18 protein-coding genes are annotated in these 17,454 nt (G+C 67.8%); 4 read left to right on the top strand and 14 right to left on the bottom strand.

From position 1 onward, the window contains the following. Positions 1-35 precede the first annotated feature (35 nt). The 8 genes from ACH0BU_RS00820 to ACH0BU_RS00855 all read right to left on the bottom strand — a co-directional run bounded on the left by ACH0BU_RS00820 (position 36) and on the right by ACH0BU_RS00855 (position 7,093). The gene (locus ACH0BU_RS00820) at positions 36-164 is read right to left on the bottom strand and encodes a hypothetical protein (protein WP_500263510.1); all 129 of its coding nucleotides are present in this window, start codon (positions 162-164) and stop codon (positions 36-38) included. Then, a complete protein-coding gene (locus tag ACH0BU_RS00825) occupies positions 154-1,575 on the bottom strand; it encodes a UDP-N-acetylmuramoyl-L-alanyl-D-glutamate--2,6-diaminopimelate ligase (RefSeq protein ID WP_500263511.1) in 1,422 nt (473 codons plus the stop codon). The genes ACH0BU_RS00820 and ACH0BU_RS00825 overlap by 11 nt, the downstream gene beginning before the upstream one ends. Beyond that, positions 1,572-3,296 (bottom strand): peptidoglycan D,D-transpeptidase FtsI family protein, encoded by a 1,725-nt coding sequence (locus ACH0BU_RS00830; RefSeq protein WP_432430979.1) that lies wholly within the window; start codon positions 3,294-3,296, stop codon positions 1,572-1,574. The genes ACH0BU_RS00825 and ACH0BU_RS00830 overlap by 4 nt, the downstream gene beginning before the upstream one ends. Next, the gene (locus tag ACH0BU_RS00835) at positions 3,293-3,973 is read right to left on the bottom strand and encodes a hypothetical protein (RefSeq protein WP_500263512.1); all 681 of its coding nucleotides are present in this window, start codon (positions 3,971-3,973) and stop codon (positions 3,293-3,295) included. Before ACH0BU_RS00835 ends, ACH0BU_RS00830 begins: the two co-directional genes overlap by 4 nt. Beyond that, on the bottom strand, positions 3,970-4,962 hold the full coding sequence (rsmH, locus tag ACH0BU_RS00840; RefSeq protein WP_500263513.1) for a 16S rRNA (cytosine(1402)-N(4))-methyltransferase RsmH: 993 nt from the start codon (positions 4,960-4,962) through the stop codon (positions 3,970-3,972). Before rsmH ends, ACH0BU_RS00835 begins: the two co-directional genes overlap by 4 nt. Continuing rightward, the gene (locus ACH0BU_RS00845; protein WP_046409342.1) at positions 4,959-5,462 is read right to left on the bottom strand and encodes a division/cell wall cluster transcriptional repressor MraZ; all 504 of its coding nucleotides are present in this window, start codon (positions 5,460-5,462) and stop codon (positions 4,959-4,961) included. Before ACH0BU_RS00845 ends, rsmH begins: the two co-directional genes overlap by 4 nt. 309 nt (positions 5,463-5,771) lie before the next feature. After that, the gene (locus ACH0BU_RS00850) at positions 5,772-6,062 is read right to left on the bottom strand and encodes a hypothetical protein (protein WP_500263514.1); all 291 of its coding nucleotides are present in this window, start codon (positions 6,060-6,062) and stop codon (positions 5,772-5,774) included. A 50-nt stretch (positions 6,063-6,112) separates the two neighbouring features. Beyond that, entirely contained in the window at positions 6,113-7,093 is a 981-nt protein-coding gene (locus ACH0BU_RS00855; RefSeq protein WP_301090727.1) for a cysteine synthase A, read from the bottom strand. Between the two features lie 102 nt (positions 7,094-7,195). On the opposite strand from ACH0BU_RS00855, the gene ACH0BU_RS00860 reads away from it, so the two are divergent. Beyond that, positions 7,196-7,723, top strand: a complete 528-nt coding sequence (locus tag ACH0BU_RS00860; protein WP_500263515.1) for a DNA-deoxyinosine glycosylase — start codon at positions 7,196-7,198, stop codon at positions 7,721-7,723. On the opposite strand, the gene ACH0BU_RS00865 is transcribed toward ACH0BU_RS00860, so the two are convergent. Beyond that, positions 7,720-8,430, bottom strand: a complete 711-nt coding sequence (locus ACH0BU_RS00865) for a glutathione S-transferase family protein (protein ID WP_500263516.1) — start codon at positions 8,428-8,430, stop codon at positions 7,720-7,722. The two genes, ACH0BU_RS00860 and ACH0BU_RS00865, sit on opposite strands and share 4 nt — an antisense overlap. Positions 8,431-8,591: 161 nt before the next feature. On the opposite strand from ACH0BU_RS00865, the gene ACH0BU_RS00870 reads away from it, so the two are divergent. After that, positions 8,592-9,140: a hypothetical protein gene (locus tag ACH0BU_RS00870; RefSeq protein WP_052742540.1), complete on the top strand. Its 549-nt coding sequence runs from the start codon at positions 8,592-8,594 to the stop codon at positions 9,138-9,140. Positions 9,141-9,239: 99 nt separating this feature from the next. Here ACH0BU_RS00870 and alaS read toward each other — a convergent pair whose 3' ends face one another. Beyond that, positions 9,240-11,903: an alanine--tRNA ligase gene (gene alaS / locus ACH0BU_RS00875; protein WP_500263517.1), complete on the bottom strand. Its 2,664-nt coding sequence runs from the start codon at positions 11,901-11,903 to the stop codon at positions 9,240-9,242. A 105-nt stretch (positions 11,904-12,008) separates the two neighbouring features. On the opposite strand from alaS, the gene ACH0BU_RS00880 reads away from it, so the two are divergent. Both ACH0BU_RS00880 and ACH0BU_RS00885 read left to right on the top strand, forming a co-directional pair. After that, positions 12,009-12,332, top strand: coding sequence for a YnfA family protein (locus tag ACH0BU_RS00880; RefSeq protein ID WP_046409281.1), 324 nt, complete (start codon positions 12,009-12,011; stop codon positions 12,330-12,332). Between the two features lie 213 nt (positions 12,333-12,545). Next, the gene (locus tag ACH0BU_RS00885; RefSeq protein WP_046409280.1) at positions 12,546-13,895 is read left to right on the top strand and encodes a dicarboxylate/amino acid:cation symporter; all 1,350 of its coding nucleotides are present in this window, start codon (positions 12,546-12,548) and stop codon (positions 13,893-13,895) included. Positions 13,896-13,958: 63 nt separating this feature from the next. Here ACH0BU_RS00885 and ACH0BU_RS00890 read toward each other — a convergent pair whose 3' ends face one another. From ACH0BU_RS00890 to recA, 4 genes are all read right to left on the bottom strand, one after another. Further along, positions 13,959-14,627, bottom strand: coding sequence for a hypothetical protein (locus ACH0BU_RS00890; RefSeq protein ID WP_500263518.1), 669 nt, complete (start codon positions 14,625-14,627; stop codon positions 13,959-13,961). Positions 14,628-14,633: 6 nt separating this feature from the next. After that, entirely contained in the window at positions 14,634-15,266 is a 633-nt protein-coding gene (locus ACH0BU_RS00895; RefSeq protein WP_500263519.1) for a glutathione S-transferase family protein, read from the bottom strand. Continuing rightward, positions 15,263-16,111: a class I SAM-dependent methyltransferase gene (locus tag ACH0BU_RS00900; protein ID WP_500263520.1), complete on the bottom strand. Its 849-nt coding sequence runs from the start codon at positions 16,109-16,111 to the stop codon at positions 15,263-15,265. The genes ACH0BU_RS00895 and ACH0BU_RS00900 overlap by 4 nt, the downstream gene beginning before the upstream one ends. A gap of 175 nt (positions 16,112-16,286) precedes the next feature. Continuing rightward, positions 16,287-17,360: a recombinase RecA gene (gene recA, locus ACH0BU_RS00905; protein WP_500263521.1), complete on the bottom strand. Its 1,074-nt coding sequence runs from the start codon at positions 17,358-17,360 to the stop codon at positions 16,287-16,289. Positions 17,361-17,454 lie beyond the last annotated feature (94 nt).

Genomic DNA, 17,454 nt, shown 5'->3' on the forward strand with positions numbered 1-17,454 from the left:
GCGCAGGCCGCGCGTCAGACGGGCGGCCCGGGGCGTCAACGCAGCCCGCTGACGGCGTCGCCGGTGACCAGTTCGTAGCGAACCCCCAGCTTGCGTCGCTCACGTGGCGGCTTCGCGCCGTCGGCAACATCAGGTTTGGATGGAACCACGAACTTACGCTTCACCGGCTACCTCCCTGGCTACAGTCACGTCGTCGAATGGCAGGACGAGATCACCGACGATCTGCCCCTGCTCATGTCCCTTTCCGGCGATGAGGACGATGTCCTCCGCCGTCGCCATGGCGATCGCCTGGCGGATGGCGCTGCGGCGATCGCCCTGTTCAATCGCGCCCGGCGCGCCCTTCAGAACATCGGCACGGATCACCGCTGGATCCTCGCTGCGCGGATTGTCGTCGGTCACGATCACCACGTCGGCGTGTGCGGCGGCGATTTCGCCCATCGGCTCACGCTTGCCCTGGTCGCGATCGCCGCCGGCGCCGAACACGAGGATCAGCCGCCCGGTGACATGCGGGCGCAGCGCGGCAATGGCAGCCTCCAGCGCGTCGGGCGTATGGGCGTAATCGACATAGACCGGCGCGTCGGCGGGCGAGATCACGGCGCGCTCCAACCGCCCGCGAACAGGCTGCAACCGGCCGAGGCCCGCAATGGTGGCAGCGGTGTCGCCGCCGGTGGCAATCACCAGGCCCGCGGCAACAAGGGCGTTGGCGGCCTGGTACGCGCCGATCAGCGGCAGGGTGACCCGATGTTCCTGCCCGCCTGCGGCGATGACCAGCCCCTGCCCCAGCAAGGTCGGGTCACGGCCAACGAGGCGCAGGTCGTCGCCATGCTCGCCCACGGTGATGAGGCGATTGCGGCGTTGGCGTGCGAGGTCGATGACACGCTCGGCATGGGGATCATCGACCCAGACGACGGCGGTGCCGTCGGGGGCCAGCACCTCGGAGAACAGGCGCAGCTTGGCGGTGAAATAGGCCGCCATGTCGCCATGGTAGTCGAGATGGTCGCGCGACAGGTTGGTGAAGGCGGCGGCGGAAACGCGCAGCCCCTCCGTGCGATATTGCTCCAGGCCGTGGCTCGACGCCTCGAAGGCGAGATGCGTTACCCCCTCTCGGGCCAGGCCGGCGACGTTGGAGAGGAAGGTGACGACGTCAGGCGTGGTCAGGCCAGTCGACACCTGATCGCCAGCGGTAGTAACGCCGAGCGTGCCGATCGACGCAGCATGATGTCCGGCCATGCGCCACAGCTGCCGCGTCAGTTCGACCGTCGAGGTCTTGCCGTTCGTGCCGGTGACGGCGACGTTGATCTCGGGAAAGGGCGCGAAGAAGCGCGCGGCCAAGGCAGCGAAGCGGGCGCGGGGATTGTCGTCGGCGATATGGACCGCCCCCTCCACCACCGCCTCATGCCGAGCGACGACGGCGATCGCGCCGGAGGCGATTGCGGCAGGGATGAAATCCTCGCCATTGACCCGCGCGCCCTGGAACGCGCCGAAGATCGTGCCCGGCGCGACCTTTCGGTGATCGATCGCGAAACCGGTAACGATCGCGGTCTCGGTGCCGCCGGTGAGTTCGCCCAGCCTCATTCCGCCTGCGCCTTCTTGTCACCCGGGGCGTGCCAGAGGATCGCCTGCAGCTCCCGCGTGTCGATGTCACGCTGCGCGTCAGGGATGACGCCCAGCATCGCGCCGGTGCGGCTGATCACGCGGCTGACCACCGGCGCCGCGGTATAAGCGGCGGTGGTCTGGAACAGATTGGCCTCCACGCGCTTCGGACTGTCCATCATGGTCAGCACGACATAGCGCGGTGCATCCATCGGGAAAGCCGCGGCAAAGGTGGAGACATTGCGGTTGCGGGCGTAGCTGCCGCCTTCCGCCGCCTCGGCGGTGCCGGTCTTGCCGCCGACGCGGTAACCCGGCGCCTCCGCCTTTCGGCCGGTGCCGTGGGTGACGATGAGGCGCAGCAGCTGGCGCATCCGCGCGCTGGTCGTCTCGCTGATCACGCGGCGCCCCTTGGGTGCCTTGCCCGGCTCCACCTTCAGCAAGGTCGTCGGGCGCCAGACGCCGCCGTTGACCAGGGTCGCATAAGCGTTCGCCAGATGGAGCGGGGTGACGGCGATGCCGTGGCCATAGGCGGTCGTCATCACCGTCGTGCGCGCCCAGTAATGCGGCCACAGGGGGCGGCCCTTTTCGATCAGTTCGATATCGGGCTTGGTATCGAAACCGAGCTTGCGGAACATCGTCTGCATCCGCTCGGCACCGATTTCGTCGGCGATGCGCGCGGTGGCGATGTTCGACGAGTGAATCAGCGTCTCAGGGATATTGAGCCAGCGGTTCTGGGCGTGATCGTCCTTGATGCGGAAACGGCCGACCTGAAGCGGCGCAGTCGCATCGAAGCGGCGCGAGATGTCGGTGACGACGCCGGTGTCGATCGCGGTCGCCATGGCGATCGGCTTAAAGGCGGAGCCGAGCTCATAGACGCTCTGCGTCACGGTGTTCCGCAGCTGCTCGATCCCGGCCATGCCGACGCGATTGGGGTTGAACAGCGGCAGCGACACCATGGCGATCACTTCGCCGGTATCGATATCGAGCACGACGCCGGCTGCGGCGCGCGCCTGCATGCTCGCCATCGACTGACCAAGCTCGCTCTCCATCGCGGCCTGGACGCGGCTGTCGATCGAGAGCGCAACCGGCGTGCCGGAGAGCGCCGGGTTGAGCAGCCGTTCGTCCAGCGCGCGCTCCATGCCGAGGCGGCCGTGGACCGTCGGATCGTTCTTGGTCGTGCCGATATAGCCAAGCACGTGCGCAGCCATCGTCGATTGCGGGTACAAACGCTGCGTCTCGCGATCGAACACGATGCCGGGCTCGCCGATCGCGTTCACCGCCTGCACCAGCGCGGGCGAGGCGCGGCGGTTGAGGTAGGTGAAGTTCACGTCGCGCGTGATCAGGCGGTAGAAATGGTGCTGGTCGCCGACGTCGGGCATCAGATCCGCCAGCCGCTTCGCAATCTCGCTACGGTCGCCGAGCAGGCGGCGCGGATGGACACCGATCGTCCAGGCGTCGATGGTGCGCGCGAGCTGCTGGCCGTTGCGGTCGACGATGTCGCCACGCGGCGTGGTGCTGATCGCGGCGGTACGGCGCGGCCCGCCATCAAAGGCGAGCATCGCCAGTCGCCCGATCACGAGCAGGATGCCGGCCGCAAACAGCAGCAACAGCACCATCAGGCGCATGTGCTGCGTAGCCAGCAGGGCCTGCCGCTGTTCGCTGACGCGCGTGGGGCGCGTCGTGCGGGCGACCATGGTGTTCAACGCAGGCGACCCCGCTCCGACCGGGCACCGCTCATCAGATCACCGAGCGTCGAATCGCTCAGCAAGGACTTGTCGAGCATCGCGACCGCATGCGCCTTGCGCAGCGACCCTGCCGACGCATCCGCCGTCCGCACGACAGCTGCCTTGGTGAGGCGCGGTTCGTTGACCGGCTCCGTCACGGGCGGCGGTGCCTTGGTTGCGAGCGGACGGGGGGCGGCGGTGTTGGCCGCGACCTGAACGCTGACGGCCTTGGTCGCCGCCGCGGGGACGGTGACGGGCGCTGCCGGCGCGGTGACGGGGACGAATTCGGCGGCGCCAGCCGGGACGATCAGCTGCGCAGTCTGGATCGCGCCCGAGCTGTCGCCCGGCATGGTCGCACCGGGACGGAAGCTGATCGCAGCCAGCTGCGCCTCGTCCTTCACGAACTGCGACGCGGTCGGCGCGACGAGCGCCAGCGTATTGCCGTTCCACCGCTCAAGCTGGGCGAGGTTCGCGCGAACGTCGAACTCCGTCTCCAGCGAGCGGATCTCCCGCTCCGCCGCGCTGATCTTGGCGTCGATCTGCGCCAGGCGTTTCCGCTCTGCCGCCACCTGGAGGCTCACCAGGTAGAAGCTCAGCGAGACGATCACCACGCCGCTGAACCACCCCAGTCCCTTCAATCGATAGGACGCCGTCATTCACTTTCCTCCACGCGCAGCCCGCCCGCCGCATTCTGCCCCTGGTCACCCCACACCGGCGCAGCTGTCCGCCGCGCCGTCCGCAATGTCGCGGAGCGCGCGCGCGGATTGCGCGCCACCTCCGCCGCACTGGCGCGCACCGCGCGCCCCACGATTTCAAAAGTCGGCTGCCGCGCATCCGCGACGGCGGGCCGATGGCGCGATCCCGCCGGCGTCGCGCCGCTGCGTTCACGCAGGAACCGCTTGATCATCCGATCCTCGAGCGAATGAAAGCTGACCACGGCGAGCCGCCCGCCCGGTGCGAGCACCCGTTCGGCAGCTTCCAGCCCGGCCGCCAGCTCATCCAGCTCGCGATTGATGTGGATCCGCACCGCCTGGAAGGCGCGGGTGGCGGGATCCTTCTTGTCATGCGGGCGATGGCCGAGCGCCTTGCGCACCACGCGGGCGAGATCGCCGGTGGTCGCGAGCGGGCGTGCCGCCACGATGGCGCGCGCGACGCGGCGGGACTTCGGCTCCTCACCATAGCGCCACAGGACGTTGGCGATATCCTCCTCATCGGCCGTGTTCAGGAAATCGGCCGCGCTTTCGCCCTCCTGGCTCATGCGCATGTCGAGCGGGCCATCCTGCTGGAAGGAGAAGCCGCGCTCCGCCTGGTCGAGGTGCATGGAGGAGACGCCGATATCCATCGTCACGCCGTCCACCGGCACCGCGCCGAGCGCCGCGAGCTCACGATCGAGGCGGGAGAATTCCGCCGGCACCAGCGTCAGGCCAGGCTCCGCCGCCTCCAGCGCGCGGCCGGCGGCGATCGCGTCAGGATCGCGATCAAAGGCATAGACCTTCACGCCAGCGTCAAGCAGCGCGCGGGTGTATCCACCAGCACCGAAGGTAGCGTCGACCATGGTCTCGCCGCGCTCGGGGGCAAGCGCGGCGAGAACTTCGTCGAGCAGCACCGGGATATGCGGTGCATCGGCGTCGGGGCGGGAACTCACAGCGTGATCCCCTTGTCGCGGCACAGGATCGTCGCATGGCGCTTGGCCATCTCGTCGACGCCGTCATGGGCGATGAGCGTGCGCGGATCCCAGATCATGAAGCTTTCGTAATCGCCCAGGAAAAAGGCGATGTCGGTGATGTTGGCCAGCTCCCGCTCGACCGCCGGGAGGATGAAGCGGCCGCTGCCGTCGAAGGGCACCGGCTCGACCGAGGCACCCCGCATACGCGGCGCGTAGAATTCCTTCGAGCCCGTGCGGATGCCGGATTCGGCCTGACGCTGGATCAGCTGATTCTTGGCATGTTCGACATAGCCCCGATCATGCGCGATCAGGCACGGGAAGTCCGGGTGCACACCGACCAGGACGGTGCCACCATCCTTGCCGTCGGGACGCGGCGCGTTCTGGGCCAGAGCGGCGCGCAGGGTGTTGGGAATCGCGACCCGGCCCTTGTCATCGACAAGACCGACCCCCTTCCCAAGATAATCCACCCGTTCCGACACGCCCACCTCGCACAAGGCGCGCAGGAGTTCTCGCCCCGAAAAACGGCCCAGCCGTCATCGGTTGTTACTTTTCAATCAAGCAACAGCGGTCCTGCCCCTCTGTCGCTTATGAAGTACCAGCGACCGTTGGGGATGGGAAGGGAAAATCGGGGAAGATTGGGGAAAGAACCTATTCTGGCGGGAAGACGAGGCTCCGGTAGGGCAAACGGCTCGCATGTTCGCGACCCGTTCCGGGCGCGACCATGCGCAGCCGACCAGAATCGGCACAATCAAAGAAGGTTTCCCCGGATTTCCCGGGAAAGGACGGGATCACTGGGGCTGTTCCGCCGGGACTCGGCTGGTTTCGGTCGCGCTCGGTGCAACGCCGAGCTGCGCGAGGGGCTCATTGTCCTCCGCCGCGGTCGTCGCAGCCGCGGCATTGGACGGATCGGCGACGTTGGCCACTTCCTCCACGCGCGGCGGGGCGACGACCGGCTGTTCGCGCGAGGCAGCATTGAAGAGCGCACTCGCCAGCCCGATCAACAGGACCACGGCGGCGAGGCCAACCATGCCGACACGGACACGTTGCATCGCCTGGCTGGGGGGAACAGCGCGCTTCATTTCACCGCGCGACTCTAACGACGTGTCGCGCGCTTGTCGAATTGGGGACGTCAAGAGCGCGACACCGCCAGTCCCTTGGCCTCACGCCAGGCCGGATCGTAGAGCGTCGAGAGGTAGCGGAAGCCGGTGTCGCACAGAATCGTCGCCACGCGATTGCCCGGGCCCAGCTCCCGCGCGAGGCGCACCGCGCCGGCGACGTTGATGCCCGACGAGAGGCCAAGGCACAGGCCCTCCTCGTTCAGCAGGCGATCGACCCACTCGAGCCCCTCGGCGTCGGAGATGCGGAATTGCGTGTCGATCGGCGCGCCTTCGAGATTGCCGGTGATGCGCCCCTGCCCGATGCCCTCGGCGACTGACGAGCCTTCGCTCTTCAGCTCGCCATGGGCATAATATTCGTAGAGCGCCGCGCCGTGCGGATCGCTGAGCGCGATGGTGATGCGCTCATCCTTTTCCTTGAGGCCAAGGCCGACGCCAGCGATCGTGCCGCCAGTCCCCGCGGCGCAGGTGAAGCCCTGAATGTTGCCATCCATCTGCGCCCAGATTTCTTCGGCGGTGCCAACGATATGCGCGCGCCGGTTGGCGATATTGTCGAACTGATTGGCCCAGATCGCGCCGGGCGTTTCCTCCGCGATGCGCCGCGAGGTGTGCACGAAATGGCAGGGGTTGGAATAAGGTGCGGCCGGGACCGTCACCAGCTCCGCCCCCAGCGCCCGCAGCGTGTCCATCTTCTCCTTGGACTGAGTATCCGGCATGACGATGATGGTGCGATAGCCCTTGGCGTTGGCGACCAGCGCGAGGCCGATGCCGGTGTTCCCCGCCGTCCCCTCGACAATCGTCCCGCCGGGCTTCAGCGCGCCGCGCGCCTCCGCATCCTCGACGATGAACAGCGCCGCGCGATCCTTTACGCTGGCGCCGGGGTTGGCGAATTCGCATTTGCCGAAGATGTCGCAGCCAGTTGCCTCGCTGGGGCCCTTGAGGCGAACGAGAGGCGTATGGCCGATGAGTGAAAGCGTGTCCGAAGCGGTTTGCATGGCACCTAGATGGCGCGACGGCGCAGCAGCGGCAACCGCTGGTCGTGCTTTGTCACGGCGAAGCGCTACTACTGACGCGCACCGCACCACCATGAGGCAGTGATGAGCAACGCCCCGCCCTCCCCCGAACAGGCCACGATCGCCCCGCGCAAGGCGTCCTTTCCGGCGGTGGTGCGGCCGGATGCGCGGCTGCTGATCCTGGGCAGCTTGCCGGGCGAGCGCAGCCTTGCCGAGCAGCGTTATTATGCCCATCCGCAGAATCAGTTCTGGCGGCTGATGAGCCCGGTGATCGGCCAGGATCTCGCCGCGCTGCCCTACGAGGCGCGGCTGGCGGCGTTGCGCGCGGCGCGGGTTGCGTTGTGGGACGTGGTGGCGAGTGCACGGCGGCCGGGCAGTACCGACGCCGCGATCCGCGACGCAGCGGCAAACGATCTGTCGGCGCTGGTGTCCCGCCTTCCCGACCTGCGTGCCGTCGGCTTCAACGGTGGTACCGCACTGAAGCTGGGCCGCCCGTTGCTGGCAGCGCACGATGTCGCCATCGTGGCGCTGCCCTCCTCCAGCCCGCTGCATACTGTCGGGCTGGAGGCAAAGCAGCCCGCCTGGTCAAGGCTTGCGGCGTATCTCGACTAAGTCGCGGGGGATGCCGGGATCGTGAGGCCACGCTGCACAGCCGGACGTGCCAGCGCTCGTTCCAGCCAGCCGGACACGTTGCGGAAGCCGTCGAAGCCGGTGATTTCCTGCGCGTCGTAGAAGGTTACGAGCGCGCGGACCCAGCCGATCATGGCGATGTCGGCGATGGTATAGTCATCGCCAAGGAACCATTGGCGGCCGTCGAGCGCGGCATCCATCACGCCGAGCAGCCGCCGGGTCTCGTCGACGTAGCGCTGGAGCGGGCGCTTGTCCTCCCAGTCCTTGCCGGCGAATTTCTTGAAGAAGCCCAATTGGCCGAACATCGGGCCGACGCCGCCCATCTGGAACATCAGCCATTGCACCGCATGCCAGCGGCCCGCCGGATCGACCGGCAGGAACTGACCCGTCTTTTCCGCGAGATAGAGCAGGATCGCGCCGCTTTCGAACAGCGCCAGCGGTGTGCCGGCGGGGCCATCGGGATCGAGGATCGCAGGGATCTTCCCATTGGGGTTCAGCGACAGGAATTCAGGCGTCTTCTGATCATTCCGGGCGAAGTCGACGAGGTGCGCCTCATAAGGCAGCCCGGTCTCCTCGAGCATGATCGACACCTTCACGCCATTGGGCGTCGGCAGGCCATAATATTGCAGCCGATCGGGGTGAGATGCCGGCCAGCGCCGTGTGATCGGGAAGGCGGACAGATCAGTCATCGGCATTGCTCCTGCGCGTGGTCAACGCAGGTAAGTGGGCCCAGGATCAACGCCAAGGGCTCCGTTCATCCCCTTCATCGATCAGCCTGCCGACAGGTGCTTGCACGGAACCTGCCCGGTGCGACGTCGTTGCATCCTCGATCCATTCACAAGGAGGGACCATGTACCGTACCGCATTCCTGCTGCTCGCAGCCGCAACGCCGCTGGCCGCCAATGCGCAGACTGCCCCGGCTCCGCAGGCGGGCGCTGCCGCCCCTGCAGCCGGCGCCGCGACGGCCGCCGCGCCGACGGTCGGCGCCACCGTGGTCGACACGCAGGGCAACACTGTCGGCACCATTGCATCGACCGATGGCACCAATGCCGTGGTCGACACCGGCACCGTCAAGGCTGCCGTTCCGCTGTCGTCGTTCGGCACCGGCCCCAAGGGCCCGACGCTAGCCATGACCAAGGCGGAGCTCGAGGCGGCCGCGGGCCAGGGCGCGGCACAAGCTGCCGCGCAGTTCCAGTCGCAGCTGACCACCGGCGCGACCGTCTATGGTGCGGGTGGCACCTCGGTCGGGACGATCAAGGCTGTCGAGGGTGAATTCGTGACGCTGACCACGCCGAAGGGCGATGCGCGCCTGCCCAAGGGGTCGTTCGGCCCGGGTCCGCAGGGCGTGACCATCGGCATGACCGCCGCGCAGCTCGACGCTGCGATGGCCGGCAAGTAAGCGGCCTGACCGCGGGGTCGTTTGGCCCCGCGGTCACGTTACCCGGCCTGTTGCCGGAGAAGATCGGCCGCATTCGGCCGTAGCGCGGCCAGCAACGATTCAGGCGGCCGCTTTTGCCTCTTCCAGCGCATTGCGCACCGCGGCGAGCGCCTCATCGGCCTTGTCGCCGTCTGGGCCGCCGCCCTGCGCCATGTCGGGCCGGCCACCGCCGCCCTGCCCGCCGACGGCGGCGACCGCGCGCTTCACCAGATCGACCGCATTATAGGTTGCGACGAGATCGTCGGTGACGCCGACCGCGACGGTGGCGCGGCCGTCGTTGACCGCGACCAATGCGGCGACGCCCGACTCGATGCGCTTCTTGGCGTCATCGACGGCGCCGCGCAGGCCCTTGGCCTCGAAGCCGTTCAGCACCTGACCGACGAAGGCGACGCCGCCGACGGTTTCGGGACCGGCCGGCGCAGCGCCGCTGCCGCCGCCCATTGCGAGTGCCTTCTTCGCCTCCGCCAGTTCACGCTCCAGCCGGCGCTTTTCCTCAAGCAGCGAAGCGACGCGGCCGGGGACTTCATCGGGGGTGGTGCGCAGCGCGGAGGCTGCCTCGCGCAGCTTCTCGTCGCGCGAGGAGAGATAGGCGCGCGCGGCTTCGCCGGTCAGTGCCTCGACACGGCGGACGCCCGAGGACACGGCACCTTCGCCGATCACCTTGAACAGGCCGATGTCGCCCAATGCGTTGACATGGGTGCCGCCGCACAGCTCGACCGAATAGGTCTTGCCGCCGTCATCGCTGCCCATCGAGACGACGCGGACCTCGTCGCCGTACTTTTCGCCGAACAGCGCCATCGCGCCCATCGCGATCGCATCGTCGGGCGTCATCAGCCGGGTGGTAACGGGGGTGTTCTGGCGGATCTTGGCGTTCACCGCGGCCTCCGCATCGGCCAGTTCCTCCGCGCTCATCGCGCTGGAATGGCTGACGTCGAAGCGCAGGCGATCGGGCGCGACGAGCGAGCCCTTCTGCGCGACGTGGGTGCCGAGCCGCTGGCGCAGCGCCTCATGCAGCAGGTGGGTGGCGGAGTGGTTGGCGCGGATCGCGGCGCGGCGCGCGACGTCGATCGCGAGCTTCACCGTGTCGCCGACCTTGATCTCGCCCGCGCTGAGTGTCGCATGATGGACCCACAATTTGCCGAGCTGCTTCGAGGTGTCGGTCACCTCGGCAGCAAGGCCGGCCTCGCTGCTGATCGTGCCGGCATCGCCGACCTGGCCGCCGCTCTCGGCATAGAAAGGCGTCTGGTTGACGATCACGTCGACCTGGTCGCCGGCCGCGGCCTTTTCGACCCGTGCGCCATCCTTGACCAGCGCGAGCACGACGCCCTCGCCGACATCGCTGGAATAGCCGGTGAATTCGGTCGCGCCGACTTCCTCGGCGAGGTCGAACCACAATTCGTCCGATGCCTTCGCGCCAGAGCCCTTCCAGGCGGCGCGCGCCGCACGCTTCTGCTCGGCCATCGCGGCGTCGAAGCCGGCGCGGTCGACGCCGAACGACTGGGCGCGCAGCGCGTCCTCGGTCAGATCATAGGGGAAGCCGAACGTGTCGTAGAGCTTGAACGCGGTTTCGCCCGGCAGCACGTCGCCCGGCTTCATGCCGGCGGTCGCCTCGTCGAGCAGCTTCAGCCCCTTGTCGAGCGTCTGGCGGAAGCGGGTTTCCTCCTGGGAGAGCGTCGCCTCGATCAGCGGCTGCGCGCGGACCAGTTCGGGGTAAGCCGCGCCCATTTCGGCGACCAGCGCCGGCACCAGACGGTGCATCAACGGCTCCTTCGCGCCGAGCAGGTGCGCGTGGCGCATGGCGCGACGCATGATGCGGCGAAGGACATAGCCGCGGCCTTCGTTGGCCGGCAGCACGCCGTCCGCGACGAGGAAGCCGGCGCAGCGCAGGTGATCGGCGATGACGCGGTGGCTGGCCTGATTGGCACCGCTCGTCGCGGTGTGGGTGAGCGCGCCCGAGGCGGCGATCAGCGCCTTGAACGTGTCGGTATCATAATTGTCGTGGACGCCCTGCATGACGGCCGCGATCCGTTCCAGCCCCATGCCGGTGTCGATCGACGGGCGCGGCAGATCGCCGATGATCGCGTCGGCTTCCTGCAGGAATTGCATGAAGACGAGGTTCCACACCTCGACGAAGCGGTCGCCATCCTCGTCCGGCGAGCCGGGAGGGCCACCGGGGATATGTTCGCCGTGATCGTAGAAGATCTCGCTGCACGGCCCGCACGGACCATCCGAGCCCATCGCCCAGAAATTGTCCTTGGTCGGGATGCGGATGATGCGGTGATCGGGAAGGCCGGCGATCTTCTTCCACAGATCGAACGCCTGATCGTCGGTGTGATAGACGGTCGCGGTCAGCTTGTCCGCGGGCAGGCCCCATTCCTTGGTCAGCAAGGTCCAGGCGTGGGTGATCGCCTGTTCCTTGAAATAATCGCCGAACGAGAAATTGCCGAGCATCTCGAAGAAGGTGTGGTGCCGGGCGGTATAGCCGACATTGTCGAGATCATTGTGCTTGCCGCCGGCGCGAACGCACTTCTGCGCGCTGACCGCGGTGGAATAGGGCCGAGTCTCAAGGCCGGTGAACACGTTCTTGAACGGCACCATGCCCGCATTGACGAACATCAGCGTCGGATCGTTCTGCGGCACCAGGGGCGCCGAGGGCACGATGCTGTGCCCGGCCGAGCCGAAGTAATCGAGGAAGCTGCGGCGGATGTCGTTCGTCGAGGTCATGGCGTGCGACTTAATCGGCGGCGGGCGCGCTGACCAGTATCTCTATTCCACAAGTCTCAGCAGCCGGGCTGGCGGGACGCGCCCGCTTCATGCGAGAGGGGCCGGGTGAGCGGGATCGTCTATCTGGCCGCGGCGCTGGCCGAAATCGCCGGCTGCTTTGCCTTCTGGGCCTGGCTGCGGCTGGACCGATCGGCCTGGTGGCTGGCACCCGGGATCGGTTCGCTGTGCCTGTTCGCCTATCTGCTGACGCTGGTCGACAGCGACCAGGCGGGGCGCGCCTATGCCGCTTATGGCGGGGTGTACATTGCCGCAGCGCTGCTGTGGCTGTGGGCGATGGAGGGCGTGCGGCCCGACCGCTGGGACCTGACGGGCGCTGCCGTCTGCCTGATCGGCGCGGCGATCATCCTGTGGGGGCCGCGGGGCGGGTGACGGCGCAAGCGAACGTTTCCGCGTCCCGCCGCATAAACAGATGACGCGCCAGCCATAGCATTTGTGCATCACTGCTGCAGGAAACTGCCTTGTTCGCACCCGCACAGAGGCTTGACGTTGCGACGGCAATCCCCTTCATCACGCCGGATCGACATTTTCCTCCGTTCGCTCTGCGCTTGAACCGGATGGCGGAGGCACATTCCGGGAGCATCCATGGCCAAGCGCCTGACGTTATATATCATGATCGGCCTGGCGGCCGGTATCGTGCTGGGCCTGTCGCTCAACGCGTATTTCGACGACGGCACGCCAGCCTCGGCGGCCAAATTGTCGGAAATTGCCGGCTATTTCTCCATCGTCACGACCATCTTCCTGCGGCTGATCAAGATGATCATCGCGCCGTTGGTCTTCGCCACGCTGGTCGCGGGCATCGCGCACATGGGCGATACCGCCGCGCTGGGCCGGATCGGCGGCCGCGCGGTGGCCTGGTTCATCGTCGCCAGCCTCGTCAGCCTGACGCTGGGCCTGATCCTGGTGAACCTGTTCCAGCCGGGCGTTGGGCTCAATTTCCCGTTGCCGGCGACGAACGAATCGAGCGGCGTCGAACAGGCAGCGTTCAACCTCACCAATTTCTTCACCCACATCTTCCCCGCCTCCGGCATCGAGGCGATGGCGAAGAACGAGATCCTGCAGATCGTCGTCTTCTCGATCTTCATCGGCGTCGCGATCACCGCGGTCGGCGAGAAGGCCGCGCCGCTGGTGCGCGGGATCGAGGCGCTGGTGCAGGTGATGCTGACCGTCACCAATTACGTCATGCGTTTCGCGCCGCTCGCGGTGTTCGCCGCGGTGACCGGGACGCTGGCCGAGCGGGGACCGTCGATCATCGGCAACCTCGCCTATTTCATGGGCACCTTCTACCTCGGCATTATCGTGCTGTGGCTGCTGCTGATCGGCGTCTGCTACGCCATCGTCGGACGCCGCACGACGTTGCTGGTGCGTTATATCCGCGAGCCGTTGCTGCTCGCCTTCTCCACCGCATCTTCGGAGGCGGCCTACCCCCGCACGCTGGAGGCGCTCGACAAGTTCGGCGTGCCGCCGCGCATCGCCAGCTTCGTCCTGCCGCTGGGGTATAGCTTCAACCTCGACGGCTCGATGATCTACATGACCTTCGCGACGATCTTCATCGCGCAGGCCTATGGCATCGACCTGACGCTGTGGCAGGAAATCACCATGCTGCTGGTGCTGATGATCACCAGCAAGGGGATCGCCGGCGTGCCGCGCGCGAGCCTGGTGGTGATCGCGGCGACGCTGGGGTTCTTCGACATTCCCGAAGCGGGCCTGCTGCTGATCATCGGCATCGACCATTTCCTCGACATGGGCCGAAGCGCCACCAACGTCGTGGGCAACGCGGTGGCGGCCACCGTCATCGCCAAGTGGGAGGGCGAGCTCGACCCGCTGGAGCCGGACGTGATCCCCGATCCGCACGCGCCGGCCGGGGGCGGGCCGGCCTATCCGACGCAGAGCTTTGCCGAGACACCGAAGCTGGACAGCGACAAGCGCGGCTGAGCGGGAAAGCCGGGAAGAAGGAAAGGGCGTCGCGGGTGCGGCGCCCTTTTTTTTGTTGGGCGCCTAGCGGGTGGCTCGCTGGAACCGGAGCGTGCCGTCGTCGCGGTGGAGCGTCAGCGTGTCGCCCTCGACGGTGAGATACGCGCCGGTGAGGTCGGCGACGCCGACATCATTGGGCACCAGCTGGAAGATCGCGGTGCGGCCGGCCTGCGGGTCGAGCGGCAGGCGCGTCGACGGCAGGCGGTAGCGCGGCGCGACAAAGGTGACGAAGCGGGGCGTGCGACGCTCCGTCGCGGGCAGGATCCAGCGGTCGCCCGGCGTATAGGCGGTGAGCGGCGGGCCGGAGTCGAATTCGATCACGAAATCCACCGCGGGCACGTCGGCGCCATTGGGGGCAAGGACGCGCAGGCCGAAGAGGGCGCCGGGCGTGGATTGCGGCGGCGCCGGCTCGATCGCCGGCAGGCGCGGGCGCGGGTCGCTGGTCAGTTCGATCATGTCGCCGGCAAGGCGCCATTTGCCCTGCGCGGTTTCATCGAGCGCGCCGACGGTCAGCGCGTAGCGGAAGGTGCCGTCGGGACTGAGGCGGAGCGCGGCGACCAGCTCCATCTGCGCGGCGGTATAGTCACCGGCGAGCGCGGCGGCGCGAGCGGTCGCGGGCGGCGGCACCGCCTGCCCCGCCCCGGCCGGCGTGGTGGCGGCGAGCAGCAGCGCGGCGGGGAGGCGCCCGATCACGCGCGGTCAGGCGTAGGCATAGGGGCCGCCCTTGGCGAGTGCGGTCTGATAGGCGGGGCGGGCGTGGACCTTGTCGAGCCAGGCGATCGTCGCGGGACGGCTCTGGTTCAGGCCGCCGCGGCTGCGCGCCGCCTCCAGCGGGAAGCTCATCATGATGTCCGCGGCGGTCATCGTGTCACCGGCGAACCACGGCCGGCTGGCGAGATGCGCCTCGACATGATCGAGATGGGTGTCGATCATCGGCTGGATCCGCTTCTGCGCCATCTTGCCGAACAGCGGCACGCGCGTCAGCACCAGCTTCACCAGCAGCGGCGGCATCAGCGAGCCTTCCGCATAATGGAGCCAGAAGCGGTAATCGAGCGCGCCGCCGCGGGTGGCGGGGGCGCCGAGGCGGCCGTCGGCCTTGTCGACGAGATATTCGACGATCGCGCCGGTTTCGGCGATCACGCGATGCTCGTCACGGGTATCGACGATCACCGGCGACTTGCCGAGCGGGTGGACCCGCTTGAGCTCAGGCGGAGCAAGCATCGTCTTGCGATCGCGCTCATAACGCTGGATCTCATAGGGCAGGCCGAGTTCCTCGAGCATCCACAGCACGCGCTGCGAGCGGGAGTTTTCGAGGTGGTGGACGATGATCATGAAGCGGTCTTCCCCTGAGCGCGCGCGGTGACGATCCAGGCGGCGGCGGGGAAATCCAGCGTGGTGCCGGTGACCCGCGTGGCCAGGATCGAACGCAAACGTGCGAGGAGCGCGGGTCGATCCGTCTCCGCCGCCTCGGCGATCACGCGGGCGACCGGGCCGATGCGGGTGAAGAAGTCGGCGGCGTCACCGGCGGGGTCGTCCCCTGCCCCGGCGTGGTAGCGATAATCGACCGGCTGGAGCGCGACATCGACGAAGCCGGCGCCCTCGAGCAGCGCGGTGACTCGCGCAGGATCGGCGAAGGCGAAGGGGCCGGGGGCATAGGCCCCGGGCGGGTCGAGGTGGCCGCCCATCGCGGCGATCGTCTCGCTGGCCCAGGGGTTTTCGGCGGGGGCGCGGAAGCAGGAGAAGACCAGGGGTGCGCCGGGGCGCAGCGCGGCGGCGATGCCGCGGAAGGCAACGGCGGGATCATCGAAGAACATGACGCCGTGGCGCGAGAAAGCGAGGTCGAACGGCCCCTCCCCTGCCAGCGCATCGGGAACGGCGCCGCAGACGAAGCGGGCGTTAGACAGCCCGGCGCTGACGGCGCGATCCTGCGCGACGGCGACGAGCGGCGCGGACAGGTCGACGCCGAGGATCGAGAGCGATGGGCGGGCGGCGGCGAGCGCCAGGCTGGTGGCGCCGGCGCCGCAGCCGAGATCGGCCGCCTTCCCCTGTTCAGGCGCGAGGGCGAGGATTGCCGCGTCGAGCGCGCGGGCCAGATCGGCGAAGCTGCGGTCGGTGCGCTGCCATTCCGCGGCCCAGACGTCGCCGACGCGGGTTTGCCAGAGCGGGGCGGTGGTCATCGCAGCATCCTTTTACCGTGGAGGCCCTGAATGCCCGTCGCGCAGGGTCCCGGATAGAGGGCACGCCGCCGTTCCCGGCCGGTCGCAGCAGCAGGAGGCAGCGGCAACGAAAAAGGGCCGGCACCTTTCGGCGGCCGGCCCCTTTTCAGAAGAGCAGGATGGAGCGAACGGCGCCTCAGGCGTCGTCTTCCTCCGACGGACCGGCCATCAGCTCCTCGCCCAGACCGTCCTGGCGGGCGCGGATCTGGCGTTCGAGACGCTCGGCCACTTCGGAATTGTCGCGCAGATACCCCTTGGAGTTCTCGCGCCCCTGACCGATGCGGATCGAATCGTAGCTGAACCAGGAACCCGACTTTTCGACGAGGCCGGCCTTCACGCCGAGGTCGATGATCTCGCCCAGCTTCGAGATGCCCTCACCGAACATGATGTCGAATTCGACCTGCTTGAACGGCGGCGCGACCTTGTTCTTCACCACCTTCACGCGGGTCTGGTTGCCGGTCGCCTCGTCGCGATCCTTGACCGAGCCGATGCGGCGCACGTCGAGGCGCACCGAGGCGTAGAACTTCAACGCATTGCCGCCGGTCGTCGTTTCGGGCGAGCCGTACATCACGCCGATCTTCATGCGGATCTGGTTGATGAAGATGACGAGGCAGTTGGAGCGATTGATCGTGCCGGTCAGCTTGCGCAGCGCCTGGCTCATCAGGCGGGCCTGGAGGCCGACGTGGCTGTCGCCCATCTCACCCTCGATCTCGGCGCGCGGCACGAGGGCGGCGACCGAGTCGACCACCAGCACGTCGATCGCGTTCGAGCGGACCAGCGTGTCGACGATCTCAAGCGCCTGCTCCCCCGTATCGGGCTGCGAGACGATCAGTTCGTCGATGTTGACGCCGAGCTTCTTAGCGTAGGCCGGGTCGAGCGCGTGCTCCGCGTCGACGAAGGCGGCCATGCCGCCCGCCTTCTGGGTTTCGGCGATGGCGTGGAGCGCGAGCGTCGTCTTGCCCGAGGATTCCGGGCCGAAGATCTCGACGATACGGCCCTTGGGCAAGCCACCGACGCCGAGCGCGATGTCGAGACCCAGGCTGCCGGTCGACACCGTTTCGACCTTCATCGCCTCCTTCTGGCCCAGCTTCATCGCCGAGCCCTTCCCGAAGGCGCGGTCAATCTGCGCAAGGGCGGCGTCGAGCGCCTTCTGACGATCCGAGTTCGCGCTAGCCATGTTGTTTGGGATCACCTTGAGATTGGCGGCCATGAGGAGGTCTCTCGCTAGATCAAGCGCGCGAACCGTTCAACGCACGATCGCAGTCGTATCGACTTTGTTCCGAAAGAACAATAGTGGAACGCGA

Source organism: Sphingomonas olei (genome assembly GCF_045369765.1).
Taxonomy (GTDB): Bacteria; Pseudomonadota; Alphaproteobacteria; order Sphingomonadales; family Sphingomonadaceae; genus Sphingomonas; species Sphingomonas panaciterrae.

Bases quoted from the DNA above. Each gene is read 5' to 3' on its own strand.
- ACH0BU_RS00865 (WP_500263516.1), bottom strand. From the start codon at position 8,430: ATGACTGATCTGTCCGCCTTCCCGATCACACGGCGCTGGCCGGCATCT.
- ACH0BU_RS00900 (WP_500263520.1), bottom strand. From the start codon at position 16,111: ATGACCACCGCCCCGCTCTGGCAAACCCGCGTCGGCGACGTCTGGGCC.
- ACH0BU_RS00850 (WP_500263514.1), bottom strand. From the start codon at position 6,062: ATGAAGCGCGCTGTTCCCCCCAGCCAGGCGATGCAACGTGTCCGTGTC.
- ACH0BU_RS00860 (WP_500263515.1), top strand. From the start codon at position 7,196: ATGAGCAACGCCCCGCCCTCCCCCGAACAGGCCACGATCGCCCCGCGC.
- ACH0BU_RS00895 (WP_500263519.1), bottom strand. From the start codon at position 15,266: ATGATCATCGTCCACCACCTCGAAAACTCCCGCTCGCAGCGCGTGCTG.
- ACH0BU_RS00870 (WP_052742540.1), top strand. From the start codon at position 8,592: ATGTACCGTACCGCATTCCTGCTGCTCGCAGCCGCAACGCCGCTGGCC.
- ACH0BU_RS00835 (WP_500263512.1), bottom strand. From the start codon at position 3,973: ATGACGGCGTCCTATCGATTGAAGGGACTGGGGTGGTTCAGCGGCGTG.
- ACH0BU_RS00885 (WP_046409280.1), top strand. From the start codon at position 12,546: ATGGCCAAGCGCCTGACGTTATATATCATGATCGGCCTGGCGGCCGGT.
- alaS (WP_500263517.1), bottom strand. From the start codon at position 11,903: ATGACCTCGACGAACGACATCCGCCGCAGCTTCCTCGATTACTTCGGC.
- ACH0BU_RS00825 (WP_500263511.1), bottom strand. From the start codon at position 1,575: ATGAGGCTGGGCGAACTCACCGGCGGCACCGAGACCGCGATCGTTACC.
- ACH0BU_RS00855 (WP_301090727.1), bottom strand. From the start codon at position 7,093: ATGCAAACCGCTTCGGACACGCTTTCACTCATCGGCCATACGCCTCTC.
- recA (WP_500263521.1), bottom strand. From the start codon at position 17,360: ATGGCCGCCAATCTCAAGGTGATCCCAAACAACATGGCTAGCGCGAAC.